24 protein-coding genes and 1 pseudogene are annotated in these 25,074 nt (G+C 45.6%); 18 read left to right on the top strand and 7 right to left on the bottom strand.

All coding sequences use genetic code 11. The features are described from left to right. Positions 1-65 precede the first annotated feature (65 nt). The 5 genes from urtE to urtA form a co-directional block, all read right to left on the bottom strand. The gene (gene urtE, locus QFZ80_RS26885; RefSeq protein WP_307561923.1) at positions 66-761 is read right to left on the bottom strand and encodes an urea ABC transporter ATP-binding subunit UrtE; all 696 of its coding nucleotides are present in this window, start codon (positions 759-761) and stop codon (positions 66-68) included. Beyond that, the gene (urtD, locus tag QFZ80_RS26880; RefSeq protein ID WP_307552954.1) at positions 754-1,545 is read right to left on the bottom strand and encodes an urea ABC transporter ATP-binding protein UrtD; all 792 of its coding nucleotides are present in this window, start codon (positions 1,543-1,545) and stop codon (positions 754-756) included. The genes urtE and urtD overlap by 8 nt, the downstream gene beginning before the upstream one ends. Before the next feature lie 49 nt (positions 1,546-1,594). Next, positions 1,595-2,671, bottom strand: a complete 1,077-nt coding sequence (gene urtC, locus QFZ80_RS26875; RefSeq protein ID WP_307552956.1) for an urea ABC transporter permease subunit UrtC — start codon at positions 2,669-2,671, stop codon at positions 1,595-1,597. A 21-nt stretch (positions 2,672-2,692) separates the two neighbouring features. Beyond that, on the bottom strand, positions 2,693-3,598 hold the full coding sequence (gene urtB, locus QFZ80_RS26870; RefSeq protein WP_307552958.1) for an urea ABC transporter permease subunit UrtB: 906 nt from the start codon (positions 3,596-3,598) through the stop codon (positions 2,693-2,695). 94 nt (positions 3,599-3,692) lie between these two features. Further along, positions 3,693-4,967 (bottom strand): urea ABC transporter substrate-binding protein, encoded by a 1,275-nt coding sequence (urtA, locus tag QFZ80_RS26865; RefSeq protein WP_307552960.1) that lies wholly within the window; start codon positions 4,965-4,967, stop codon positions 3,693-3,695. Between the two features lie 284 nt (positions 4,968-5,251). Between urtA and QFZ80_RS26860 the strand changes: the two genes are divergently transcribed. From QFZ80_RS26860 to QFZ80_RS26825, 8 genes and pseudogenes are all read left to right on the top strand, one after another. After that, complete coding sequence (locus QFZ80_RS26860; protein ID WP_029194808.1) at positions 5,252-5,554, top strand: urease subunit gamma; 303 nt, start codon at positions 5,252-5,254, stop codon at positions 5,552-5,554. A gap of 33 nt (positions 5,555-5,587) precedes the next feature. Next, positions 5,588-5,971, top strand: a complete 384-nt coding sequence (locus tag QFZ80_RS26855; protein WP_307552962.1) for an urease subunit beta — start codon at positions 5,588-5,590, stop codon at positions 5,969-5,971. A 13-nt stretch (positions 5,972-5,984) separates the two neighbouring features. Continuing rightward, positions 5,985-7,667, top strand: a complete 1,683-nt coding sequence (gene ureC, locus QFZ80_RS26850; RefSeq protein ID WP_373460437.1) for an urease subunit alpha — start codon at positions 5,985-5,987, stop codon at positions 7,665-7,667. A 41-nt stretch (positions 7,668-7,708) separates the two neighbouring features. Beyond that, a complete protein-coding gene (locus tag QFZ80_RS26845) occupies positions 7,709-8,434 on the top strand; it encodes an urease accessory protein UreF (protein ID WP_307552965.1) in 726 nt (241 codons plus the stop codon). Positions 8,435-8,476: 42 nt separating this feature from the next. After that, a pseudogene (gene ureG / locus QFZ80_RS26840) lies at positions 8,477-9,137 on the top strand (urease accessory protein UreG). Next, entirely contained in the window at positions 9,130-9,984 is an 855-nt protein-coding gene (locus QFZ80_RS26835) for an urease accessory protein UreD (RefSeq protein WP_307561921.1), read from the top strand. Before ureG ends, QFZ80_RS26835 begins: the two are co-directional and overlap by 8 nt. A 205-nt stretch (positions 9,985-10,189) precedes the next feature. Beyond that, positions 10,190-11,167: a heme o synthase gene (gene cyoE / locus QFZ80_RS26830; RefSeq protein ID WP_307561919.1), complete on the top strand. Its 978-nt coding sequence runs from the start codon at positions 10,190-10,192 to the stop codon at positions 11,165-11,167. A 17-nt stretch (positions 11,168-11,184) separates the two neighbouring features. Further along, positions 11,185-11,817: an SCO family protein gene (locus tag QFZ80_RS26825; RefSeq protein ID WP_307552973.1), complete on the top strand. Its 633-nt coding sequence runs from the start codon at positions 11,185-11,187 to the stop codon at positions 11,815-11,817. 21 nt (positions 11,818-11,838) lie between these two features. Here QFZ80_RS26825 and QFZ80_RS26820 read toward each other — a convergent pair whose 3' ends face one another. Both QFZ80_RS26820 and QFZ80_RS26815 read right to left on the bottom strand, forming a co-directional pair. Next, positions 11,839-12,192, bottom strand: a complete 354-nt coding sequence (locus QFZ80_RS26820; RefSeq protein ID WP_307552975.1) for a ribonuclease M5 — start codon at positions 12,190-12,192, stop codon at positions 11,839-11,841. A gap of 169 nt (positions 12,193-12,361) precedes the next feature. Beyond that, complete coding sequence (locus tag QFZ80_RS26815; protein WP_307552977.1) at positions 12,362-13,528, bottom strand: MFS transporter; 1,167 nt, start codon at positions 13,526-13,528, stop codon at positions 12,362-12,364. 111 nt (positions 13,529-13,639) lie between these two features. Between QFZ80_RS26815 and QFZ80_RS26810 the strand changes: the two genes are divergently transcribed. The 10 genes from QFZ80_RS26810 (at position 13,640) to QFZ80_RS26765 (ending at position 25,066) form a co-directional block, all read left to right on the top strand. Further along, positions 13,640-13,795 carry a hypothetical protein gene (locus QFZ80_RS26810; protein WP_307552979.1) on the top strand — a complete coding sequence of 52 codons (156 nt, stop codon included), beginning with the start codon at positions 13,640-13,642 and terminating at the stop codon, positions 13,793-13,795. 54 nt (positions 13,796-13,849) lie between these two features. Continuing rightward, complete coding sequence (locus QFZ80_RS26805) at positions 13,850-14,284, top strand: hypothetical protein (protein ID WP_307561917.1); 435 nt, start codon at positions 13,850-13,852, stop codon at positions 14,282-14,284. Positions 14,285-14,324: 40 nt separating this feature from the next. Then, positions 14,325-15,473, top strand: a complete 1,149-nt coding sequence (locus QFZ80_RS26800; protein WP_307561915.1) for a transglutaminase domain-containing protein — start codon at positions 14,325-14,327, stop codon at positions 15,471-15,473. 172 nt (positions 15,474-15,645) lie between these two features. Then, positions 15,646-16,368, top strand: coding sequence for an HAD-IA family hydrolase (locus tag QFZ80_RS26795; protein ID WP_307552984.1), 723 nt, complete (start codon positions 15,646-15,648; stop codon positions 16,366-16,368). A gap of 18 nt (positions 16,369-16,386) precedes the next feature. Next, positions 16,387-18,453, top strand: coding sequence for a peptidoglycan D,D-transpeptidase FtsI family protein (locus tag QFZ80_RS26790; protein ID WP_307561914.1), 2,067 nt, complete (start codon positions 16,387-16,389; stop codon positions 18,451-18,453). A gap of 86 nt (positions 18,454-18,539) precedes the next feature. Beyond that, positions 18,540-19,820 carry a hemolysin family protein gene (locus QFZ80_RS26785; protein ID WP_307552988.1) on the top strand — a complete coding sequence of 427 codons (1,281 nt, stop codon included), beginning with the start codon at positions 18,540-18,542 and terminating at the stop codon, positions 19,818-19,820. A 370-nt stretch (positions 19,821-20,190) separates the two neighbouring features. Beyond that, positions 20,191-22,065 carry an asparagine synthase (glutamine-hydrolyzing) gene (gene asnB / locus QFZ80_RS26780; RefSeq protein WP_307552990.1) on the top strand — a complete coding sequence of 625 codons (1,875 nt, stop codon included), beginning with the start codon at positions 20,191-20,193 and terminating at the stop codon, positions 22,063-22,065. A 36-nt stretch (positions 22,066-22,101) separates the two neighbouring features. Continuing rightward, positions 22,102-22,836 (top strand): Cof-type HAD-IIB family hydrolase, encoded by a 735-nt coding sequence (locus tag QFZ80_RS26775; protein ID WP_307552992.1) that lies wholly within the window; start codon positions 22,102-22,104, stop codon positions 22,834-22,836. 43 nt (positions 22,837-22,879) lie between these two features. Beyond that, on the top strand, positions 22,880-23,359 hold the full coding sequence (locus QFZ80_RS26770) for a DUF456 domain-containing protein (RefSeq protein ID WP_307552994.1): 480 nt from the start codon (positions 22,880-22,882) through the stop codon (positions 23,357-23,359). 33 nt (positions 23,360-23,392) lie between these two features. Continuing rightward, entirely contained in the window at positions 23,393-25,066 is a 1,674-nt protein-coding gene (locus QFZ80_RS26765) for a putative polysaccharide biosynthesis protein (RefSeq protein WP_307561911.1), read from the top strand. Positions 25,067-25,074 lie beyond the last annotated feature (8 nt).

Here is a 25,074-nt window from a genome sequence, read left to right as displayed (position 1 = left end):
GACGCCTAATTGCATAGGTCAAGTAATCCAGCTTCCTTCTGTAGGGTGGGTCCATGTAAGCAGAATCATACCGTTAAGTGCTTTCGGACTTGTTCTTCGGTCAAATGCTCGGTATAACCTTCGGCAGCTATTGTCCCTCGGTCCAATACATAATAGTAATCGGCAATGCTCGTAGCGAACTCTAAGCTTTGTTCGACCAGCAATACGGCAATTTCTCGATTGCGTTTGATAGATTCAATGATGGCTTCAATCTCCATGACAATAGAAGGCTGGATACCCTCCATCGGCTCATCTAGAAGCAGCAGCTTGGGGCCAGGGGCTAAGGCGCGAGCTATCGCTAATTGCTGCTGCTGCCCTCCACTGAGGTCGCCTCCTTTGCGGTGAAGCATTTGACGAAGCACGGGGAAGGTGTCGAAGAGAGAATCAGGGAGCTTTTTACTTCCATCTATCGCAGCTTCAAGACCAAGCAGCAGATTCTCCTCGACAGTAAGCTGTGGGAAAATCTCACGGCCTTGCGGCACGTAGCCGATCCCTAATTTGGCTCGTCGATCCGGTGGGAATGATGTTATGTTCCGTTTATTATAATGGATCGTGCCGAACTTCGGCTGAATGAGTCCCATAATGCTCTTCATTAGTGTGGATTTCCCTACACCGTTGCGTCCCATTAGACAAACGATTTGTCCTGGTTTTACCTGAAGGTTCACACTGCGTACAACCATACTCTCGCCGTAACCGGCTTCTATATTCTGAAGGTTAAGCACCGCGCTCCACTCTCCTTCCTAGATAAACCTCAGCAACCTTATCATCATTCTGAATATCCTGCATCGTGCCTTCTCGAAGTACGGTCCCTTCATGAAGTACCGTGACCGTTCTAGCGAATTGGCGAACAAACTCCATATCGTGCTCAACTACGATGATCGTCTGATTAGCTGCTATTTCGTGTAGAAGCTCGCCAGTTTTCTCGGTTTCGCTATCTGTCATGCCGGCGGCAGGCTCGTCAAGCAGCAGTAGATCGGGCTCCTGCATGAGGAGCATCCCGATTTCAAGCCATTGTTTTTCACCGTGAGAGAGTGATCCCGCGCGCTCTTTGACTTTGCTTTGCAGGCCAATCATCTCGAGTCGGAGATACAAGCGGTCTCGCTGATCACTCGTCGTCTTGGTCCATAGTGCGCTAAGGAGGCCGCGCTGCTGTTTCATAGAAAGAGCCAAATTTTCAAAAACGGTTAATGTTGAGAAGACGGAAGGTGCTTGGAACTTACGTCCAATGCCGAGCTGTGCAATTTGGTGTTCTTGGTGCTTGGTGAGATCAATCGATTCTTTGAAATAAACATGACCTTGCGAAGGCTTCACTTTCCCGCAAATGACATCCAAGAGCGTTGTTTTACCTGCTCCGTTCGGCCCAATGAGAAACCGAAGCTCGCCATATTGCAAGGAAAAGTCCAGATTGCGTAAGGCTTTAAATCCGTCAAAACTCACTTCCAGCCCTTTAACACTAAGGATTTTCTCTCCGGTTACAGGTTGTTGGTTCGCTAATTGTCCTAGCATTGGGATGTTCCCCCTTCAAATTTCATAACTATAAGGATTTGGTGTATGGTCAGCTTGCTTCTTGCGATGAAGAAATCGGCTTAGGAAGCACGGGTTTTTTCCAATTGGAAGTGTAATGTGTAATCGTACCAACGATACCTTTGGGCAGCAGCAGTACAACAATAATGAACATGGCTCCGAGCATAATAGGCCACCAAGCGGGGTAAGCTTCGCTAAAGGTTGTTTTGGCTGCGTTGGTGATTAACGCGCCAAGAACGGCGCCTCCGATCGTTGCACGCCCTCCGATAGCCACCCATAGAACCATCTCAATCGAAGGGACAATGCCCATTTGTGCAGGTGAGATAATGCCTTCCTGAAGGACGAAGAGCACACCGGCAAGTCCGGCCAATCCTGCTGAAACGCAATAAATGAACACTTTAAAAGTGACTGGATTATAGCCAATAAAGCGAACCCGATTTTCCCCATCACGAATGGCTGTGAGAATGTTCCCCATACGACTTTTGACGAGCAGACTGCATAGAATAAGAACAATAACAACAACAGTTAAAGTGAGATAAAAAAATAATAATTTCGTAGATTGTGATTGCAGGTTTAAGCCAAGAAAGGTGGTGAAATTAGTTAGTCCGTTAGTTCCACCTGTATAGCCTTGTTGGCCAACGAATAAGGTGACGGTAATAATGACCAACGCCTGAGACAAAATGGAGAAGAAGGCACCTTTAATGCGGTTTCGGAATGTAAAATATCCTAAGATGAATGCGACGATCATTGGAACGATAAGGGCGAGTAGGAATGCAGCTCCTGCATGGTGGAAAGGAACCCAGAACCAGGGTAAGCTTTCAACACCGCTCCACGACATGAAATCAGGCAGATGTTCAGGTGTCGCGGCGAGCTTAAGATGCATGGCCATACAATAAGCGCCAAGTCCAAAGTAGACGCCATGGCCGAGGCTAAGAATGCCCGTATAGCCCCAAATCAGATCAATTCCCATGGCAATGATGGCATAAGCGAGAAACTTGCCAAGAAGCGAAAGTCGGAAGTCTGACATGAACAGAGGAGTCAAAGCGATAGCGACCAAAAAAACGGAATAGATGATCAGTTTGATCTTGGATTGTCCCGTTAAGAGCATGGAAGATGTCACATCCTTTCTTCAATCTAAGGATCTTGAACGGATCGTCACAAGTCCCATCGGTTTCCATTGTAAGAAGGCGATTATGAGCGTAAAGACAAGCACTTTACCGAGCGTAGCACTTGTTGTGTATTCCAAAGCTGTATTGAAAACTCCAATACCTAATGCTCCTGCTACGGTTCCAATCAGCTTGCCAATTCCACCAAGTACAACAACCATGAAAGCATCCACAATATAATAAGTGCCTATGGTTGGTCCAATGGGTCCAAGCAGCGTTAAGGCGCATCCGGCAATTCCTGCCATAGCGGAGCCAAACGCGAAGGACTGAGCATCTACTCTACGTGTGGAAATACCAAGACAAGCAGCCATTTCACGATTTTGCATAACAGCTCTCATACGTCTTCCGCCGGCAGAGTGATACAGATACATATAAATCACCAAGATACATAGCGCAACCAAAGCAATAATAAAGAGGCGTTTGTAGGGTAGAATGAGGTCAGCCGATAGATGGAGTCCGCCTTCCAGCCATTCGGGGGCTTTAACAGCCACATTAGGAGCACCGAAAATGGTACGTGCAAGCTGTTGCAAGACAAGGCTTACTCCCCATGTAGCAAGTAGGCTGTCTAACGGTCTGCCGTACATGAAGCGAATGAGAAAAACTTCGAGCAGCCAGCCGACTAAGAAGGCTACTGCAAAGGCAACACCTAACGACACGATGAAATACCACCCGAAAGCGGAGGCCGGTAGAAACTTCTGGAACCACTGCTGGACTAGATAAGCCATGTAGGCGCCAATCATGATGAATTCGCCATGTGCCATATTCATCACATTCATAAGACCGAATGTAATTGCGAGACCGATGGCAATCAAGAGTAGAATGGAGCTTAGGCTTAAGCCGTTAAACAATTGAAGAAGCAGTAGACTCATGACAATTCCCCCTAGTAATCCCCAAGTAAATGATGAAATCCAGGACCGCTATTAGGCAGTCCTGGTTCCAAAATAACTAATGGTTTAGTCATCCTTATTTTTTCGTTACTTCTCCGCCCCATGGGTATGTTTTGAGGAATGGGTCGGGTTTGAGAGGTTGGCCAGAGTTCCATATTTCTTTGATCTGCCCATCCGCTTGGATTTGGCCGATACGAGCCGTTTTGGAAATATGCTGATTCTCGCCATCAATTGTTACTTTACCTTCCGGTGCGTTCCATTCGATACCCTTGGCAGCAGCTTTCACTTTCTCTACGTCAAAGGAGCCTGCTTTCTTCACAGCTTCAGCCCATAGATAAACAGCTGTGTAACCAGCTTCGATTGGATCATCGGTAACGCGGTCTTTGCCGTATTTAGCTTTATAAGCTTCAACGAATTTTTTATTCTCAGGCGTATCTGTTGTTTGGTAGTAATTCCAAGCCGTATAGTGACCATCTAGGACAGATGCTCCAATACCGCGGACCTCCTCCTCAGCGATACTGACGGACATAGTTGTTAGATCTTTGGACGAAATGCCTGCATCTTTCAATTGCTTGAAAAAGGCTACGTTACTGTCGCCGTTCAGAGTATTGAAAATGACATCCGGCTTCTCTTTTTTGATTTTACTAATGATTGTGTTGTAGTCTGTGTGTCCAAGTGGCGTGTACTCTTCGGCCACGAGTGAGCCGCCTTCAGCTTTCAACTGCTCTTTAATAATTTTGTTGGCTGTTCTTGGGAATACATAGTCGGAACCGAGGAGGTAGAATTTCTTGCCTTTGTTTTGCAAAAGCCATGTTACCGCGGGAATAATTTGTTGGTTCGTTGTTGCACCAATGTAGAAGATATTAGGTGATGATTCCACGCCTTCGTACTGTACCGGATACCATAGTAATCCTTTGTTTTGTTCAACGACTGGAAGTACCGCTTTGCGGCTGGCAGATGTCCAGCACCCAAAGATCGTTACGACGCTGTCTTTTTGCAGTAACTTCTTAGTTTTCTCTGCAAAAGTCGGCCAGTCGGATGCTCCGTCTTCAATCACGGGCTTAATTTTTTTACCTAAGAGTCCCCCAGCTGCATTAATTTCGTCAATCGCCATAAGTTCAGCATCTCTTACAGACACCTCGCTAATGGACATCGTGCCTGTTAGTGAGTGAAGAATCCCAACAGGTACAGTTTCATCCTTCGCCTCGGCCTTTGCTTCAGCGGCTTTTGTCGCCATAGGTGTAGTTGTCGTGGATGTAGTTGACTCTGTCTTTGCACAGCCAGCCGCGACCATCATCAAAGCCATACTTAATGCAACTGTGAGCTTACCTTTGTTTCTTATCTCTCTCATTCACGTCCCACTCCCTTTGCTTACAAGATTTGGATTACAAGGCTTATGATAAAGTGGGAAACAAGTTGATGTCAATATAGATGACATGTATCAAAATTTTTTTGTTAACTGCGCACAAGAATTAGCTATTTTTTTGTGGAAATCACATAAAATACGAAAAAAGACTTCAGGAATCGTTGTTTACATGTCATGATATCTAACATTGATGATTTACAATCCTAGAATACACGAATATAATAAGGACAAAGGATTACCATTATTCGGATTTTTAATGAGGTGAAGATGTGCATTTAACGGAGAGAGAAAAAGAAAAGCTGCTCATTACTGTAGCTGCTGATCTAGCACGCCGAAGACTTGCCAGAGGCTTGAAACTGAATTATCCCGAAAGCATAGCGCTGCTAACATCCGAGATTATGGAAGGAGCCAGGGATGGATTGACCGTTGCTCAATTGATGGCATTCGGCACAACGATTCTAAGAGCGGAGCAAGTTATGGAAGGTGTACCTCAAATGATTCATGAGGTACAGGTAGAGGCTACGTTTCCCGATGGGACTAAATTAGTTACCGTACACGAACCAATAACCTAACTATACAAATGAATAATCGAAAGGGGCGAGAAGATGGTTCCAGGAGAATATCGAACAGGTAAGGGATATATTGAAATGAATATAGGCAGACAAACGATTGAACTTATCGTTACCAATACAGGAGATCGTCCCATTCAGGTGGGCTCGCATTTTCATTTTTTTGAAGTGAACAGAGCGTTGGACTTCACGAGAGAAAAAGCCTATGGCATGCGATTGGACATCCCAGCGGGAACGGCTGTCCGTTTCGAGCCGGGAGAACAGAAACCTATTCAGCTCGTTGAACTGGGTGGAGCCAAACTTTCTTATGGGCTAAATAACTTGAGTAAAGGCTTAGCAGCTAATGGGAATATGTCAAGTGCTGCGAGAGAAAGATGGCAAGCATGGGAGGGGAAGCTCGGTGAATCGAATAGATCGTAAAAGTTATGCCCTAATGTTTGGGCCTACAACGGGAGATGCCATTCGTTTGGCTGATACGGAACTTTGGGCGCAAATCGAGCATGATTACACCGTTTACGGTGATGAATGTAAATTTGGCGGCGGCAAGGTCATTCGCGACGGGATGGGGCAATCCAGTGGAGCTACTCGCGATCAAGGTGTTCTGGATACCCTGATTACGAATGCGGTTGTTATCGACCACTGGGGTATTGTCAAAGGTGACATCGGCATCAAGGATGGTCATATCGTGGGTATCGGTAAAGCGGGGAACCCAGACATTATGGATGGCGTGCATCCCAATATGATCGTGGGTGCGAGCACGGAAGTCATTGCGGGTGAAGGTAAAATTGTAACCGCGGGCGGGATCGATGCTCACATTCATTTTATTTGCCCGGGGCAAATTGAAACGGCACTTTCCTCTGGGGTGACGACAATGATAGGTGGAGGGACGGGGCCAGCCACAGGGACGAATGCCACAACTTGTACACCAGGTGCATGGCACATGCAGCGTATGCTGGAGGCAGCTGAAGCTTTTCCTATGAACTTGGGCTTTACGGGTAAAGGTAATGCATCTTTTCTAGCCCCGTTGACGGAACAAATTGAAGCGGGAGCTATTGGATTGAAGCTTCATGAAGATTGGGGAACGACGCCGGCAGCAATCGACACTTGTCTCGAAGCAGCAGACCAATATGATGTTCAAGTAGCCATTCATACCGATACATTAAATGAAGCGGGATTTCTCGAGGATACACTGGCTGCCATTAAGGGCCGTACGATTCATACGTATCATACCGAAGGAGCAGGAGGGGGGCATGCGCCGGATATTATCCGTGCAGCTGCAGAGCTTAACGTACTGCCGTCTTCGACAAACCCGACACGTCCGTATACGATCAATACCATTGAAGAACATTTGGATATGCTCATGGTGTGTCATCATTTGGATAGCCGTATTCCTGAGGATGTTGCTTTCGCAGATTCCCGGATTCGTCCGGAAACGATTGCTGCGGAAGATATTCTTCATGATCTAGGTGTGTTCAGTATGCTAAGCTCGGATTCTCAGGCAATGGGCCGGGTCGGCGAGGTTATTATTCGTACATGGCAAACTGCTGATAAGATGAAGAAGCAGCGTGGACCGCTGGCTCCCGATACGGAAGATGGCGACAATTTCCGAATTAAACGTTACATCGCCAAATATACGATAAATCCAGCGATAACGCATGGTGTTTCGCACCTCGTCGGTTCCATTGAGCCTGGGAAATTCGCGGATCTTGTCATTTGGAGCCCGATGTTCTTCGGAGTTAAGCCTGATCTAGTACTCAAAGGCGGCAGCATTGCCTATGCGCAGATGGGAGATCCGAATGCTTCAATTCCAACACCGCAGCCTGTATTTGGGCGACCGATGTTTGCTGCTTTTGGTAAAGCTTTGACACAAAGCTCGATTACTTTCGTCTCTCAGGCAGCCTATGATCGTGGCATCGCTCAGAAATTAGGGCTGCAAAAGCGCATCGAGCCCGTGAAAGGTTGTCGCCATATATCGAAAAAAGACATGATTCATAATAACGGTACGCCTTCAATAGAAGTAAACCCAGAGACCTATGAAGTGAAAGTTGATGGGGAAGCCATTACTTGTGAGCCGGCAACCGAGCTGCCGATGGCGCAGTTATATTTCTTATTTTAAAAGAGTGGGAAGTCCCTGATCGAGGTGACGAAATAACAGCGATGACAACAAAGACAACGACATTCATTGAAGAGATGACTCCGAAGTTTCACTGGCTTGCTTATCAGCAGCTTCTGGACTCAGCATTGCCCATTGGCGGATTCTCTCATTCCTTTGGTTTGGAAACACTCGTACAGCAAGAGCGATTAACAACGATGGAAGAGCTCGAAGCTTATATTCGCACGATGCTCGCCAATAGCTGGGCAACATCGGATGCCATGGTTATCAAAGCTGCCTATATCCATATTCCAAGACAGGAATGGGATCAGCTTTGGGAGATCGACCACATGCTGCATGTGCAGCGTGTATCGAGTGAAGCGAGGAGCGGCGTTCAAAAGATGGGCCGCAGGCTGCTCCAACTATCGCAGTCCATGTATCCCGAGTTGAACTGGCTGCCTCTGGACGAAGCTGTGAAAGCCGGGCGCTGCAGCTCCAATCATCCGATTGTCCACGGATGGGTGAGCTATCACCTCGGTGTACCCTTACATCAAGCGGCGGAAGGTTATCTTTACAGCTGTATCATGACTTGCATCAACAGTGCGCTCAGACTCATGTCCATGGGTCAAACCCAGGGACAAATTCTTCTTGCGAAGCTGCTCCCATTGACCGGAAGTGAGTGGCAGCGTGTAGCGCATTTGGATCCCTTGGATGCGTATACGAATACACCAACCGCAGATCTGGCCATGATGCAGCACGAAACGCTGTATTCGCGATTATTCATGTCTTAATGAGGCAATTATGCCCTAATTATCATTTTAGGAGGAATGACTATGTGTCAAGGTCAAGGTCATCATCACCACCAATGGGAAAAAACCAGCTGTGGATCGGAGCCGCCCAATGCGTATTGGAATTGGTGGACCTGTAGGCTCTGGTAAAACAGCGCTAGTGGAGCGTCTGGCTCGGAAACTCAACAACCGCTACAGTATCGCGGTGATTACGAATGATATCTACACAAAGGAAGATGCCCGTATGTTGATAAGCTCCGAGGCACTGCCTGAGGACCGCATTATTGGGGTGGAAACAGGCGGATGCCCGCATACAGCGATCCGTGAGGATGCCTCGATGAATTTCGAAGCCATCGAAGAGCTGGAGAAGCGTTTCGATAATCTCGATATTATTTTCATCGAGAGCGGTGGCGATAACTTGGCTGCAGCGTTCAGCCCAGAGCTAGTAGATCGTTTCATCTACATTATAGATGTCGCCCAAGGGGAGAAAATACCACGCAAAGGCGGTCCAGGCATTATGCGTTCCGATATGCTTATTATTAACAAAATCGATCTAGCCCCGTATGTAGGCGCCAGCCTGGAAGTGATGGATTCGGATACGAAGAAGATGCGCGGCGACCGACCGTATATTTTCTCAAACCTGATGGGCGGTACAGGGTTGGACGATATTGTCACATGGGTGGAACAGGAGTTCAGCCATGCCTAGTGTGACCGGGGAGATTAAGGCGGAATTTGCGGTACGCAGCGGCTTGACGCAGCTTGTCCGCAAATACCACGCCTCCCCGCTCAAAATCGCCAAAACGTTTCGTTACGAGAACGAAACGCTGCTCCAGGACGCTCATCCTGTGGATCAATTGGGCGTCTACATGATGGACTGCTCCCCAGGACTCATGTCGGGGGATCATTACGAAATCAACGTGCGCCTTGGAGAGGGCGCACGTGTTTTTCTAACGAACCAATCGTTCACGAAGGTTCATCCGTCTGAGGAGGGGCACGGAAGTACGCAGCGTCAGACGCTGCATTTGGAAGCTGACGCACTGCTGGAATACATGCCAGAGCCCTTGATGCTCTATAAGGATGCAAGCCTTGTCGCAGAAATGGATGTTCATTTATCACCGGGGTCTGCATTGATTTTCTCGGATGTGTGTTGTCCGGGACGTACCCAGCGAGGCGAAATATTTCAGTACACCCGTTATATGAATCGTATGAAAGTTTGGCACGACAAGGAATTGATTTTTTATCAGAACCAAAGAATTGAACCACAGAACATGCAGCTATCAGCGCCAGGTTGCTGGGAGCGGGAAACACATCTCGGTAATCTGTACATTTTCTCGAATCGCCTTAAACAGCAGCATCTCGAGAAAGTACTGGAGAGTCTTGAGAAGCTTGAGGGTATAGAGGTCCGCATTGGAGCCAGTCTTACGTATAAATACGGTTTAATTGTCACCGTCATGGGAAGACATGCTTGGGAATTACAGCTAGCTTTGACGAAGGCATGGCATGATATTCGCCACAGCTTATTAGCATTAACGCCACTTATGATTAATAAATAATAGGATTAAACGTTTGAGGGAGCCCTAGGGGCTCCTTTTTGCATGTAATCGAATGCACAGATCATTTTTCACGCATACTGGAAGGAGAATCGACAATATGATGACAACTGGCTGCACTTCATTGTCAAACGATGTAAGGGTTGGTATGATGAGAATGTTCATTATTCAGTTTGCTCGGAAATTCGACATAGAGGAGGACGTTTACGTGGGAAATCAAGTTAGCTACGAAAGCGTTGCGAACGGTTCGTCACAAGGGTCTATTGGGACAGAATCCATAGAAGCTAGCAATACTCAGGCATCGGCTGAGCCTGTGACCTTGAAAGATTTTTATCGCTTGGTTAAGCCAGGCATTATTTATTCCAATCTAATGACAGCTTTTGCTGGCTATTGGATGGCGGCTCATTGGGAAGTAAGCTGGGTGCACCTGATTATGACCATGCTAGGAACAGCCCTTGTAATGGCAGGAGGCACGGTGCTTAACAATTATTTGGACCGTGAAATGGATGCGAAGATGGAGCGGACGCAGAATAGAGCTCTTCCAAGTGGAAGAATGAGTGCTAATCTCGTTCTATGGTACGGTATTATTTTAGGAACGATTGGTCTGGCAGTCCTATATTTTGGAGCGCAATCGCCGCTTGCAACATTAATTGGACTGATTGGACTGTTCTTATATGTTTGGCTCTATACAGCATGGTTTAAGAGAACTTCGGTATGGAGTACATTCGTTGGGGCTTTCTCTGGTGCTACACCTCCCGTTATTGGTTACTGTGCTGTAAGTGGTACGGTTGATCTAGGTGCTATTCTCCTTTTTGCTTTCTTGTTCCTCTGGCAGCCTCCGCATTTCTGGGCTCTTGGGATTCGCCGTATGGAAGAATATCGCGCTGCAGGATTCCCGCTTTTACCCGTCGTGAAGGGGACATACGTGACCAAGATCAGTATGGTGCGTTATGTGGTTTTACTTGTTCCTGTAACCGTGATGTTGACGGCTTATGGATATGTGGGTTATATGTTCTTGTTCGCATCAACCACCTTAGGATTGGTTTGGGCTTTCATGAGTATCAAAGGCTTTAAGGCAACAGGTGAGGCCGAAGTGGTATGGGCTAAGCGTATGTTCCTGTTCTCACTGTTGTATTTAACTCTCTTATCGTTCCTCATGGTCATTGATACCGTGAAAATTAGTTAGAATTGAGGGCTGAAGTAATGAGTACGTTTTTGGGGAAAAATTGGTTTAAACTAGCGCTGGGCGCGATATTAATTGCCATGATTGCATCATTTGCCTATAAATTATGGGCAAACGGCAGTGAACCTGACCAACGATTAACAGCAATGAAACAAGCTCCTTCGTTTCAACTGCAGGACTTAGACGGTAAACCTGTCGCCTCTCAGGATATGGATGGTAAGGTCAGACTTGTATACTTCTTTTATTCCTTTTGCCCGGATGTTTGCATGCCGACGACTTTCTTGCTTTCTCAGGTTCAGGAATCTTTGAAGAAAAAAGATCTGCTGGGTACTAAAGCGGAAATTGTATCCATAACAGTCGATCCAAAACGCGATACACCGGAAGTGCTTAAAGAATTCGGTAACCGATTTGAATCGAAGCCAGTTCCGGGTGGGTGGACATTCCTCCGTGGTGAGGAATCGAAAATTCACAAGCTTGCAGAAGATTTCGGCATTATGGTGATCAAAGAGAAGGATGGTAATTTCTCGCATTCGAATGCGATTTTGCTGGTTGACCCAAAAGGAAAACTCCGGAATTATTATGATGCGAGCAACCCAGAGTTGGATGTTGACCATATTGTCAAAGATGTCATAACCTTATCAAAAGGTAAATAAGTTAATCTTTCATCGTATTAACTATTCAAAAGCAGGGTCTGGAGCAGGGTATTTGATATACTCTTCCAACCCTGCTTTTTCTAATTGCTGAATGAGGTATTCCTCAGGTGTTCCTTCCACGCCAGCATACCCTCTGCGTGTATATATGTGTTCTGCGTCTGGAAACGTTTCTCGCAATAGAAAACGTATTTTTTTACCGGAAGCATCATTATCCGTCAATATGAAAACATGATTATCATCCGCTTTTTTTCTTAGTTCTTCGAGAGTTAATGAGCTGGGGGTACCGAATGTACAGAGGATGATGACACTTTCATCAACCACGCGTTTTAACCGGCTTTTATCATTTTTACCTTCTACAATGATGACAATCGACATGGGATTTCCTCGCTTTAGGTTTTTTTGTAGTATAACCCGTTTTCGCAAGTGATCCAAGGATTTCATTCGACGATTTGGCAAAAATGAGTGTGCCATTTCCCGGGAAATGACAGGGATTGACAGCGCGAAAAACGGCTTGATAAGCTCAAGCCGCCATTTTATCGGGAAATTATGTCGTGATCGGCGTTTTAAATGTGCGCAGCGGTAAGAGGGAAAGTGCCAGCATTAAGATGAAGAACGCGATGAAGTAAGAGGAAATGTGGTCACGAAGCTGCCCGGCCATCATGGGACCGATAAAGGCGCCAACGGAATAGGAGATGGAAAGAAGGGAAAAGACGCGTCCATATCGGTTGCTGCTAGTTATACCGGCAAGAAGGGCAGCGAGAGCGGGATAAATGATACCTTTCGCCATTCCGATTAGGAAAAGGGAAGCAGTGAGCGGTATCGGCCATTGAATAGCTAAACCGAAGAACACGATCGCAAGCGAGATACTTCCACAGACCGTTCGGATAAACGGGGGGATCTTATTTAAGAACCAGAAGCTGATGCTTAACAGGGCGCCTAAACTGACTAAGGTGAAAAAGACGCCGGACGTTAGGATAGAGTCTCTGGCCGACTGCATAAGTGGCAGCTCAAAGAAAAGAATGCCTTGCGAGCAGGAGAGTGCCATCGGAATGAGAAAGAATAACCATGGAATCGTTACGCTGCCGGGTAGATCTGATTCATCACCAAGCATGCCATGACCATGATGATCTAAAATGGGGGATTTGCTCTCTGTTTGCGTTAAAAGTTGCTTTTCTTTCACACCAAAGATGGCAAGTATGCCTGTGATAATAAGAATCCAACCTAAGACAGAGAAGGCTGTTGTAAATCCGATTTTGGCAACTAAAACAGCACCTGCTGCTGGAGATACCACGGAAGCAAGGGTATGTATGAGACCGTTGCCAGCCATCAGTTTACTTTGATGGATACGATCCTTAGCTATACGTGCAAGCAGCGATAAGCAAGCAGGGGATAAGAAGGCGAGTACGAATCCGCTAATCGAACGAATGTATAGCAAGTGCCAAGGATCTTTCACATTGGATTGAAAAAGTAAGATGATCCCTGCTACAATCAGGCTAAAGACAATAAAGATTTTACTTCCGTATTTGTCTACGCCATAGCCAGCGATTAGATTCCCAGGCAAGTGTGTAATCGAGTATACGCCCATAATTAGCCCTATAAATGAAGGAGCTGCTCCTAAAGATAAGGCAAAAGGAGAAAGAATCGGGTACTGCGCGTGTAAATCAAAAAAAGCAACAAACATAAATAAGTACAACCAAATAGCTGTTCGCATGTTCTCACCACCTCAATCATTTAGACTTGTCTCTTCTTAAGATGTACGCCGCTCGTCCCATAGATATGACCTTTCCATACAAATGACACAATTCTGTTTTTAGGAGGCTTTATGGACGCATATGTCATTGTGTTACTCGCTGGCGCAGCTATTTTCCTGATTTTTCGCTTGAGACAGTCTTTTCGCAAGACGAGAAGTAGAGTCGATAAAACAGAAGAGATAGAACGAAAGTTAGCCCTGTTAAGGAAAAAAAGAGATGAAGATTAAGGATTCCCTGTAGTATGATAGGAAGGGACTTTTGGATAATTAGGAGGGGTTAGTTTGGATCAGTGGATTTCCTTTGCGCAGGATCGTTGGTACTTAATTGTGGCCGCTATTATTGTGCTTTTTATCGTGATCGGAATTGTGAAAACCGTGGTGAAATGGATTGTGGTCATCGCGATTGTTGGGGCTCTCATTGTTTATGGAGCAAGTTATAAGGATAAAATAAAGGATATTGGGGCAAGCGTGGTTTCGCAAGTCGGTGATGAAATCAAAGATAAGGCTGTCAGCACGTTGACTTCGGAAGCCAAAGAGGCACAATTTAAAGCGAATCCCGACGGTTCCTTTCTCATTACGACGAAGAGCTTAAAAGTCGAAGGCAAAGCTGGGACGGATGAAGTACAAGTTACCTTTTTTGGTAAAACGTTTAAGATGAACGCGAACGCAGCCGTTAATGCTTTCATCGAGCAAGCAAAGAATAACGCTAAGCAATAAGATGAGTCATTTTTTATTAAAAATAGGATGGTGAGAAATCATGACGGATATGACGTGGTTACAATCAACTTCGATAAATTTAATATCCATCGTGATCGTTCTCACATTTGTAGGCTCTGTCGTTCAAGGGTTTTTCCGGGGAGGGTCAGGTTCAGCCAAACATCTTCTGTCTATGCTCGTGGAGGCGGTTATCGTCATTCTATCCATGTTTATCGCGTGGAAAGGGGTTCAGTGGGTATCGCCTGTGATTCAAATCTGGTTGAAAGAGCAGAATTTGCAAATTCCATCCGTAGAGATAAGCATGCTTAAACAAATTTATTATACGGCCATGACGAGTATCCGCGATTTCCCGCTGCTGCGTTTCGGTGTATTGTTTTTACTTGGCTATATGATCGTGAAGCAATTGCTGAACCTATTGGTTGATCCCTTGTTAGGAAGTTGGTTGGCTAATCGTGATCCTTACAGGGAGCGCAGCAACTCTTTTATTAGTTCTGTCTCTGGTGGAGCCATTGGTTCTGTCGCCGGAATCGCGAGGGCGCTCATTCTTATTGCTGTGCTTTTCATTTATGTAACGTTATTCCCGCACTCTTTGGTCACACCCTACATTGAATCATCACAGATGTATCAGAAAGGTGCCAAAGAGGTTATTTCACCCTTCACAGGTGACTTCATTGCTGACAAAGTGCCCGTGTTCACACGTGCTGTGGAACAGGAATTTACGAATATCCTGCAGCGTAAGTATGAAGTTCTAGACGCAAAAGTTCCAGGCAATATTGCCGATGCCGCCAAAGAAGTAACCGCCAGTGGAAAGACGGATGAAGAGAAGGCCAAGCTGTTGTATAAATGGGTAGGCAGCCGCATCCAATATGATTGGGATAAGGTAACTCTATATGAAGAGAAACGGATCTGGAAGGAACAGACGCCAGAGGATACCTTCAACACCAAAGAAGGGGTTTGTATAGACTACTCTAGGTTGTATGCCCAGATGGCCAGATCCATTGGCCTTGATGTGAAAGTTGTGACAGGGCTAGGCTATGACGGGCAGGGCAGCTACGGGCCTCACGCTTGGAATGAGGTTTACCTGAAGGAGTCTGATCGCTGGGTTCCTCTAGATTCCACCTGGGTAGCAAGCGGAGGCAACTGGTTCAATCCGCCTAATTTCGATCAAACTCATATCAAGGACGCTTAGACAGTATCGGCAAGAAGCCTTTCCTTTGGAGATCAAAGGAGGGCTTCTTTTCGTTTAAGTCGACCGATCTTTTAAGGGAAATCATGGATAGATCCGGTGGGTTTTCTCATATGATGATTAAATGTGGTACACTAATAAGATAGGATTGTTTATAAGTAATGAGGGAGATTGTATGAGGAAACCACTTCAGGAATATAAGATGATTTACTTAGATGCTGGGGATACTTTACTTACGATTCCAGCAGCCCAGACGATACTCAAACAGTATTTACAATTGCGATCTGTGGATCGTGATGAAGCTCATATTAGTGAACTATTTACGGAAGCTTTTCGTCTTTTTTATTATGTGAATAAGCAGGACAATTTCGTGGCTTGCAGTCCAGATTCAGACCGTGAGTTCTGGGTTAATCTATATAAATATGTGCTTCATAAATTGGGCATTCACGAGGAGTGGTCAGAGGAAGAGATTTATACCTGCTGCCACGAGCTCTACGACATTTACACGGCACCCGAGTATTATGAATTGTTTGATGATGTTAAGCCATTCTTAGATGGTTTGAAGGCCCAAGGTTTTCGAATTGGGATTATCAGCAATTTTGCTCCTACCTTGAAAGCCATATTGGAGGATAAGGGGATTTTGCATGATTTTGACCCGGTCATTGTTTCAACAGAAGTTGGTCTAGAGAAGCCAGATCCGGCGATTTTCCAGCTTGCTCTGGATAAGGCGGGGTTAGAAGCTAAGGATATTCTTTATATCGGCGACCATGAAACGAATGATATCTGGGCGCCAAATCAAGTCGGTATCGATGCTGTGCGAATTATCCGTTATTCCTATCATACAGGGGAGGGTATTCATTCCCTACTTGAGCTGTTTCATGAACAAGCTATAGCGTAAGAAAGGATCTGAGAAGCGATGAAGTCATCCATTATGGATGATCCGAAGAAAAAAGAAATTACCAAAAAGCGGCACTTTTCGTTTCGGATCAATATATTTTTCTTTATAACATTTTTATTATTTTCAATATTAATCGTACGATTGGCTATCTTACAATTCGTTCAAGCCAAAGATCTGAAAGCGGCGGAAAATACGAATACGAATCAGACCACAAGTATCGCTCCCATTCGAGGCAATATCTATGACTCTACAAAATCTCCTCTGGCTTATACAATTCCTGTTCAGTCCTTGTTTTTCCGTATTGAGCCAGGTCAACAAAACAAAGATGAAGTGATTGCGCTTGCTCAGCGGCTAAAGGATGATGTTTTTGATAAATATGCCAAACCGAATTCGGTCAGCCCAACTCCAGAAGAGATCGTTTTAGCGATGGATTTAGGTTACGATATTAATAAAAATAAGGTGAAAGACCCAAGTTACTATTGGGTTCCGCGGCGAATTAAAGCAGATTTGTCCAAGGAGGAAATGGCCTATTTACTAGAGCACCGAGACGAATTTAAGTGGCTTGAAGTGACGGAGGAGAGTATCCGTACTTATGAATTGGATGATGACAACAACAAGACCACGATTGCCACACATTTGGTTGGATATTTAAAATCATTTTCTACGCAGACAGCCAAAGATATCTATAAAGATAGCCCTAATAGCGAAGAATACCTGAACACAGAAAATGTAGGATTTGACGGCATTGAACGTTTGTATCAGGATGAGCTGCGCGGTAAAAACGGGAGTAGGAAATACCCAGTAAATGCGGCTATGAAAATTATCGGCAGAGCCGAAGTGACAGCGCCTATCAAAGGGAATAATCTATATCTTTCGATTAATAAAGATATCCAGAAGGCAACAGAGAGAATGCTGGAGGAACATATCAAATATTTACGCAGCCCCTCTCATGCCAATGATCTGTATATGAAAACGGGGATGAAGGCCTCCTCTGGCTTTGCTGTTGCGATGGAAGTGGATACGGGGCGCGTTGTCACTATGGCAAACTATCCGGATTACGATGCTAATGCTTGGACAGGAGGTATTTCGCCAAACATATACAAAGAAATTGGTACTTATATATCCAATGGCTCTATTATGACAGCTAAAGCCAAATATCCGGACGAAAAAGAGAATGCAAAGCATCCATCTTCCATTGTTTTTATGGGTTCAACGATTAAACCGTTGTCTGTACTAATCGGTCTGAAGGAAAAGTTGTTTGGACCCTATGAGACCTATTACGATTCTGGATCATTTAGCTTTGGTAAGGGTGGCAGCAGCACAATCTCGAACTCTGGTAAAGCTGCTTACGGACCGATTAATGCTTCGTCTTCTATTGAACACTCTTCTAACACGTATATGTCAGCAAAAGTGGGCATTCCCTTTTATTTGAAATATGGGGGAGAAACACCAAAGGTCACAGCGAAATGGGCAGAATACCTTGCGAAATTCGGTATGGGAGTTAAAACGGGAAGCGGACTTCCGGGTGAATTTGCAGGTTCCAACGATTTTATTAAAAATGCTCAAAAAGACAGTTACCAATCTGCAATGGTCTATGCGTCATGGGGACAAAATGAAAAAACGACTACGCTGCAGCTCGCTCAATATACAGCAACGTTGGCCAGTCGAGGGAAACGTATGAAGCCTCTTTTCGTAGATGAAATTCGAGACTACCAAGGTGAATTAGTTAAAAAAGTTGAGCCTGAGGTTATTCAGGATTCTTCCTCTGAATTTTCTAAAGAAGATTGGAATGTCATTATTCATGGGATGAAAAGTGGCGCCGAGGGCATTGAGGAATTACCTTTTAACGTAGCACGTAAAACAGGTACATCTACGCAAGCAGTATCGGGAGGCACGGTAGAAAATGCCGTATTTATCGCCTTTGCTCCTGTAGAGAATCCAAAGCTTGCGGTAGCTGTTGTTGTACCTGAAGGTGGATTCGGACGTTACGGGGCATCCCCGATAGCAGCCAAAATCTTTGAGGCTTATGACGCGGCAAACGACGGTATTCTGACGAAGTTAGGCGGCGGGAAAAGGCCTTGGTAATAGACTAGGATTACTGAAAATAGCTTGACGCGGCAAGATTAAACGAAACCGCAAAGACATGACAAACAAGCTAAAGGAAGGTAACTATGCTAATCAACTTGTTCTTAATTGCAATTCTTATCCTACTCACCGCTTTTTTTGTCGCTACTGAATTCGCTGTGATTCGAATTCGTCCCAGTAGAGTGGATCAAATGGTATTGGAAGGTAAGAAAAATGCCCTTGCTGTACAAACGGTTACCTCTAATTTAGATGGGTACTTGTCTGCTTGTCAGCTAGGCATCACGATTACGGCCTTGGGACTTGGTTGGCTAGGGGAACCAACGGTTGAGAAACTTCTTAACCCATTGTTCCACATGATGGGGGTAGGAGAAAGCCTATCTCATATTTTATCATTCGGCATTGCATTCCTATCCATTACGTATCTACATGTTGTACTTGGTGAACTAGCGCCCAAAACATTAGCTATTCAAAAAGCGGAAGCTATTTCTGTACTAACTGCACCATTAATTATCTTTTTTTATAAAATCATGTATCCATTCATTTGGATGTTAAATGGGTCGGCGAATAAGCTCGTAAGAATCTTTGGAATTAAGTCTGCGGGCGAGCATGAAGAAGCACACTCGGAAGAGGAGATTCGTATTATTTTATCGGATAGTTATTTGAGCGGTAAAATAAATAAGACGGAGTTTGGTTATGTGAATCGGGTCTTTTCATTCGATGATCTGCTAGCACGCGAAATTATGGTGCCGCGTACGGATATGATTTGCCTTTATGCGGATAAATCATTGGAAGAAAACATGGGTATTATTACAAAAGAACAATACACCCGTTTTCCAGTTGCTAAGGAAAGCAAGGATCATATTATTGGATTCGTCAACACCAAGCAGTTTTTTTTGAGCTATCTCAGTAGCCCAGATTTTAATTTTAAATCCTTGCTTCAACCGATGATGACAGTTCCAGAAGTCATGCCAGTCAAAGCCCTTCTCAAGAAAATGCAGAAAGAAAATGTTCATATTGCTCTGCTTTTAGATGAGTATGGGGGAACTTCAGGTCTGATCACGATTGAGGATATTCTGGAGGAAATTGTTGGTGAAATTCGTGACGAATTTGATAAAGATGAAAAGAAGGAAATAGAGACCTTAGGAGAAAATCATTATGTAGTCGAAGGTATTGCTTTGTTAAATGAGATCAATGATGTATTAGGAACTGACATTATTGATGAGAATGTGGACTCGATTGGTGGTTGGTTATATGGCAAGCAGCCGGAGCTACAAATAGGTGTAGAGTGGCAATACGGTTCATTGACATTCATTGTCCGTGAAAGAGACGCCAATCGAATCCGTAAAATTGAAATTATCAAACGGTAATCGCAAATGGTGAGTAATAAAGGGGATCTGCAGAAGCAGGTCCTTTTTCTATGCTTAATCAAGCCTTACACAAGTGTAAGGAACCGTTTCCCATCCTTGCGCATATCCTAGAGTAGGGGAAAGGACATTTTCCACCCCAAAAGTTGCACGAGGCAAACTTTTATGCACAGAGGAAAGGTGGGGGAATGTATGAAAAAAACCAGGTTATCAGCTTCATTAAAGCGACTTCTGATTTCCATCATTTTTCTATAGGATACAACGCTTTCACGTACTTTCATCGCATTTCCAGAATGACGGACAGATATGGTATACTAATATATCGGTTGTCGAATAGAAGATTGATGAATGGTACGGAGGAGTGAGTTTCACCATGTGTGGTATTACGGGTGTCATGTATTTTGAAGATAGAGAACCAACCACTGCAATGCTGCAGCAAATGACAGATGTAATTGTTCATCGGGGTCCGAACGATTCCGGTTTTTGGACGGATAATCGGATTGGTCTTGGCTTTCGCCGATTGTCTGTTATTGACCTGAAAGAAGGGCATCAGCCTTTGGCTAATGAGGATGATTCTGTGTGGATCATTTTCAACGGGGAAATTTATAATTATAAAGCCCTGCGCAGTATGCTGCAGGAGCGTGGGCATCAATTCCGCACGCAAAGTGATACGGAGGTTATCGTTCACCTCTATGAGGAGTATGGAGAGGAATGCGTCAAATACATGCGCGGCATGTTTGGCTTCGTTATTTGGGACAAGAAAAAGAAGCAGCTGTTCGGTGCGAGAGACCACTTCGGCATTAAGCCATTTTACTATCATGTCAATGACCGTCAGTTCTTGTTCGGCTCCGAAATCAAGAGCTTGCTTGCTGCGGAAGGCATGAACCGGTTGATCCATACGGACAGCTTGCTGAACTATCTGACCTTTCAATACGTGCCGGAGCCTAACACTATGTTCCATGGCATACATAAGCTTCCCCCAGGGCATACGGTCAAAATAACGTTCGACGGAGAAATGTCGATACATAAATATTGGGATCCTATGTTTGAGCCGGAGGAGCGCCCGTTTGACGAGTATGTGGAACAAATTCGTGAAACATTGAAGGAATCGGTCAAGCTCCATATGGTGAGTGATGTGGATCGCGGCTGCTTCTTGTCGAGCGGTATTGACTCGACGGCGATTGCTACACATATGCGGAATATCGAGCCAATCCGCACGTTCTCCGTTGGCTTCGAAGGTGCCAACAATGAAACGCCGATTGCCGCCCAAACGGCTGCGACACTCGGCACAGAGCATTACGACAAAATCATCACGCAGGATGATTTCTTCGGCACGATGCCGAAGGCGATCTGGCACCAGGACGAGCCTGTCGCCGATCCTTCGGCCATTGCCCTATATCACGTGGCGAAGCTTGCGCGCGAGCACGTGACGGTTGTGCTGTCCGGCGAAGGCGCGGACGAGCTGTTCGGCGGCTACCGGATTTATCGCGAGCCGCAATCATTGCGTCCGATCGACCAGCTGCCGCCACCCTTGAAGCGCATGCTGAACCGCTTTGCCCGGATGCTGCCAAGCAGTGTGAAGGGCCGCAACTATTTACTGCGCGGCACGACACCGCTTGAGGAGCGCTTCCTCGGCAACGCCAAAATTTTCTCCGAGGATATGAAAGCGGAGGTGCTGCGCCTTGATAGTGAGATGCTGCGCGCCTATAAGAATCCCGTGCAAATTGCTGGCGATTATTACAGCAAGACGAAGCATCTTGATCCAGTGAGCCGGATGCAGTATATCGACATGAATCTGTGGATGCCTGGCGATATTCTAATGAAGGCTGATAAGATGACAATGGCACACTCACTCGAGCTGCGTGTTCCTTTCCTTGATAAGGAACTGTTCGAAGTGGCACGCCGCATTCCGGCAAAGTACCGAATCGCGAATGGCACGACGAAGTACATTTTCCGTAAGGCCATGGAAGGTATCATACCTGATCCTATCCTGAACCGTCCGAAGCTGGGCTTCCCGGTACCGCTGCGCGATTGGATGAAAGGTTCGATGGGCGATATGGTCCTGGAGCAAATTAAGTCCAGCGGGATTGAAGATTATATTGATATCAATGCTGTGGAGCGCATGCTGCATAAGCATCGTAATGGTCATGGCGACTATGCTCGCCGCATTTGGACCATCTATATTTTTGCCCTCTGGCATGTGACATTCATGGAAGAACTGCCTAAGAAAGTGCTCGCTGCTTACTAGGTCTACTAATGACGTAGAGACAGGGGATGGGAAGACGTGGGATCTTATAAATTAATTGCCCTTGATATGGATGGCACCTTGCTGGACGATGACAAAAAAATATCAGTTGAAAACCGAGAAGCGATTCAGAAAGCCACTAAAGCGGGTAAGATCGTTATTATGTCCACAGGACGCGGAGCTGTAAGCGCCATGCCTTATATTGAGGAGCTAGGGCTTACCTCACCGCTTGTTGTGGTCAATGGGAGTGAAGTATGGGAGTCTCCATCTAAATTACTAAAGCGGACCCTGCTTCCTGCCGAGACGGTACGTAATTTGCATAATCTAGCACAAAAGTATGATTGTTGGTGGTGGGCTTATTCGGTGCAAGGTGTGTTCAATCGTGAGAGCGAAGACATGGACATTGACGGCCAAGAATGGCTAAAGTTCGGTTATTTCACCGAAAATATGGAGAAACTTCAGCAAATCCGGGAAATCGTAGAGGGATGGGGAACACTTGAAATAACGAATTCTCATCCATCTAATCTTGAACTTAACCCATTAGGTATTAGTAAGGCGAGCGGCGTGGAGACTGTATGTCAGCTTCTAGGCATTAGCATGTCCGAGGTCATTGCGATGGGGGATAGTGAAAACGACATCGCGATGATTCGTGAAGTAGGTCTTGGTGTAGCTATGGGCAATGCACAGGATGAAGTAAAGCGTATTGCGGATATTACCACTGTTACCAACAATGAACATGCGATTGCCAAAGTGATTCACACTTATATGCTGTAAAAGTAGAAGTGATAAATCGCTAGGATTGGAGGAAATGCGATCTATGATCACCTTAGGCTGGACATTAGTTATCCTTTTATTTGTAGTGGGTATGATTGGTGCTGTTTATCCGGTACTGCCCGGTGTGTTAGCGATTTATGGAGCTTTCTTCATCTATGGTTGGTTGATTAGCTTCGAGCCGTTCGGCGTCTGGTTCTGGCTTATCCAATCCTTGATTGTTATCATCATTTTGGTGGCCGATTACGCAGTAGGGGCGTTAGGGGTTAAGAAGTTTGGAGGCTCTAAGGCGGCTATCATCGGTAGTACAATTGGTCTTATCATTGGGCCTTTTGTTATTCCAGCTTTCGGCTTACTCATTGGCCCCTTCCTAGGCGCAGTGATTGGTGAAATCATCATCGGTACGTCGTGGAAAAAGGCGATAAGTGCCGGTGTCGGCTCTGTACTCGGTTTCTTTGCAAGCAGTGCTGTGAAAATTGCGCTTCAGCTGGCGATGATTATTATCTTTTTTATCTGGGTTTTCTAATGGAATGAATACTGTAAGAGAGTAGGAACGGACTTGACGAAGGAAACGAAAGATTCTCTAGTAAAAGGGACGCTCATTCTCACCGTGGCCGCGCTTATAGCGCGGTTTCTCGGCGTTTTTCAGCGAATTCCGCTAGTACACTTGCTTCATGAAGAAGGAATGGGCAGTTATTCCATTGCTTTTAATCTATACTCGATCTTACTTGTTGTAGCAACAGCCGGTATCCCCAGTGCACTTAGCAAAATGGTGTCAGAGAAATATGCGATCGGAAGACCTGCTGAAGCGCAGCGGATTTATCGCGCGGCAATTTGGTTTGCGATCGTAGCGGGAGTCGTGATGACGGCTCTGTTATATGTTTTTGCACCGATCTATGCCGAGCACATTTCACAGGGTGGACCGGATGCCACACTAGCTACTCGCGCTATAGCGCCAGCCATGCTGTTCTTCCCGCTTATTGCCATTATGCGAGGCTATTTCCAAGGTAGACAAAACATGATGCCTAACGGGATTTCACAGGTTGTGGAACAAATATTCAGACTCGTAACCTCAATTGGACTGGCATTTATATTATTGAACATCAGCCTAGGTTGGGGAGTTGCGGGCGCATCATTCGGAGGGGTTATGGGAGGGATTGCGGCACTTGCCGTTATGCTTTACTATGCCTTGAAGCTGAAGCGTAGAGATGCGCAGTCGAACATAGCGGCCGAACAGATAGCTGCGGGAAGCGCGCTATCGCCGCAATCACATACGCCAGTTCGTTATCGAGAAATCTATCGCAGCTTATTGAAGCTGTCGATTCCGATCGTTATTTTCTCAGTGACGGTTACACTTGTGTATGCGATCGATACTTCTATCATTATCCCGCTCTTAGAAGGGACAATCGGCAGAAGAGAAGCGCTTGGGCTTGTTGGTATTATAGGAGGACGCGCTCAGTCCTTGGCGGGGATTCCGATTATTTTGGCCATCGCGCTGAGTCAATCCGTCGTTCCCATCATCTCAGCAGCCTATTCACGGAAAGATATGAAACAGGTTGGTCACCACACAACCAGGGTGCTTCAACTCTCGATACTTTCTGGGTTACCGGCTGTATTGGTAATTGCCATTGCTGCCCGTCCGTTAGACTTTTTTATGTTCGGGCATGAGGATACTGCTTTTGGTATGAGTCATGGACCTCACATGATTTCACTGCTCACATTAGGAGCTATGTTTCAAATTGTCATGCAGACATCGGGCGCTGTCCTTATGGGCATGGGCCGAATGAAACCGCTGATGATGCATGTTGCTGTTGGTATTGCGGTCAAGCTAGCTGGCAGCTTCTTACTTGCGCAGTGGTTTGGCATCTATGGAATCATCGGCTCCACGGGTCTTTGTTTTATTGTCATGTCTTGGCTTAATTTACGATCGCTTCGTAAAGAAGTCGACTTTACGATCCTCGGACGTCGTTTCATCGGATTACTGTTTTCCATTGTTGTCATAGTTATCCTTGGTCTAGGGGCGGAATGGCTCACACATACGTATGTGCATCCAACTAACTGGTATCGACTAAATGAAGGAATAAATGCTGTACTTGTTTGTGGCTTCTCGGCTGCCTTGTATCCATTGATGCTGATGGTAACTCGTGTTGTAACGAAGGACGATGTGAAAAACTTCACATCGCCAGTACAAAAGCTAATCGGCAAAGTGAGTCGTCTTATCAAACGTTCCTAGCCAAGCCA

The sequence above is a fragment of the Paenibacillus sp. V4I7 genome (assembly GCF_030817275.1).
GTDB lineage: Bacteria > Bacillota > Bacilli > Paenibacillales > NBRC-103111 > Paenibacillus_E.
Note: the sequence above shows the minus strand (reverse complement) of the source record. Positions and strands in the feature narration are given on the sequence as shown.

What these genes read in the sequence shown, in the direction of transcription:
- urtB (WP_307552958.1), bottom strand. Translation starts at nt 3,598, where the DNA reads ATGAGTCTACTGCTTCTTCAATTGTTTAACGGCTTAAGCCTAAGCTCC.
- urtC (WP_307552956.1), bottom strand. Translation starts at nt 2,671, where the DNA reads ATGCTCTTAACGGGACAATCCAAGATCAAACTGATCATCTATTCCGTT.
- QFZ80_RS26790 (WP_307561914.1), top strand. Translation starts at nt 16,387, where the DNA reads ATGAAGTCATCCATTATGGATGATCCGAAGAAAAAAGAAATTACCAAA.
- QFZ80_RS26835 (WP_307561921.1), top strand. Translation starts at nt 9,130, where the DNA reads ATGCCTAGTGTGACCGGGGAGATTAAGGCGGAATTTGCGGTACGCAGC.
- QFZ80_RS26795 (WP_307552984.1), top strand. Translation starts at nt 15,646, where the DNA reads ATGAGGAAACCACTTCAGGAATATAAGATGATTTACTTAGATGCTGGG.
- QFZ80_RS26825 (WP_307552973.1), top strand. Translation starts at nt 11,185, where the DNA reads ATGAGTACGTTTTTGGGGAAAAATTGGTTTAAACTAGCGCTGGGCGCG.
- QFZ80_RS26820 (WP_307552975.1), bottom strand. Translation starts at nt 12,192, where the DNA reads ATGTCGATTGTCATCATTGTAGAAGGTAAAAATGATAAAAGCCGGTTA.
- QFZ80_RS26770 (WP_307552994.1), top strand. Translation starts at nt 22,880, where the DNA reads ATGATCACCTTAGGCTGGACATTAGTTATCCTTTTATTTGTAGTGGGT.
- QFZ80_RS26800 (WP_307561915.1), top strand. Translation starts at nt 14,325, where the DNA reads ATGACGGATATGACGTGGTTACAATCAACTTCGATAAATTTAATATCC.
- QFZ80_RS26815 (WP_307552977.1), bottom strand. Translation starts at nt 13,528, where the DNA reads ATGCGAACAGCTATTTGGTTGTACTTATTTATGTTTGTTGCTTTTTTT.
- QFZ80_RS26855 (WP_307552962.1), top strand. Translation starts at nt 5,588, where the DNA reads ATGGTTCCAGGAGAATATCGAACAGGTAAGGGATATATTGAAATGAAT.
- asnB (WP_307552990.1), top strand. Translation starts at nt 20,191, where the DNA reads ATGTGTGGTATTACGGGTGTCATGTATTTTGAAGATAGAGAACCAACC.
- QFZ80_RS26785 (WP_307552988.1), top strand. Translation starts at nt 18,540, where the DNA reads ATGCTAATCAACTTGTTCTTAATTGCAATTCTTATCCTACTCACCGCT.
- QFZ80_RS26845 (WP_307552965.1), top strand. Translation starts at nt 7,709, where the DNA reads ATGACAACAAAGACAACGACATTCATTGAAGAGATGACTCCGAAGTTT.
- urtD (WP_307552954.1), bottom strand. Translation starts at nt 1,545, where the DNA reads ATGCTAGGACAATTAGCGAACCAACAACCTGTAACCGGAGAGAAAATC.
- QFZ80_RS26810 (WP_307552979.1), top strand. Translation starts at nt 13,640, where the DNA reads ATGGACGCATATGTCATTGTGTTACTCGCTGGCGCAGCTATTTTCCTG.
- ureC (WP_373460437.1), top strand. Translation starts at nt 5,985, where the DNA reads ATGTTTGGGCCTACAACGGGAGATGCCATTCGTTTGGCTGATACGGAA.
- urtA (WP_307552960.1), bottom strand. Translation starts at nt 4,967, where the DNA reads ATGAGAGAGATAAGAAACAAAGGTAAGCTCACAGTTGCATTAAGTATG.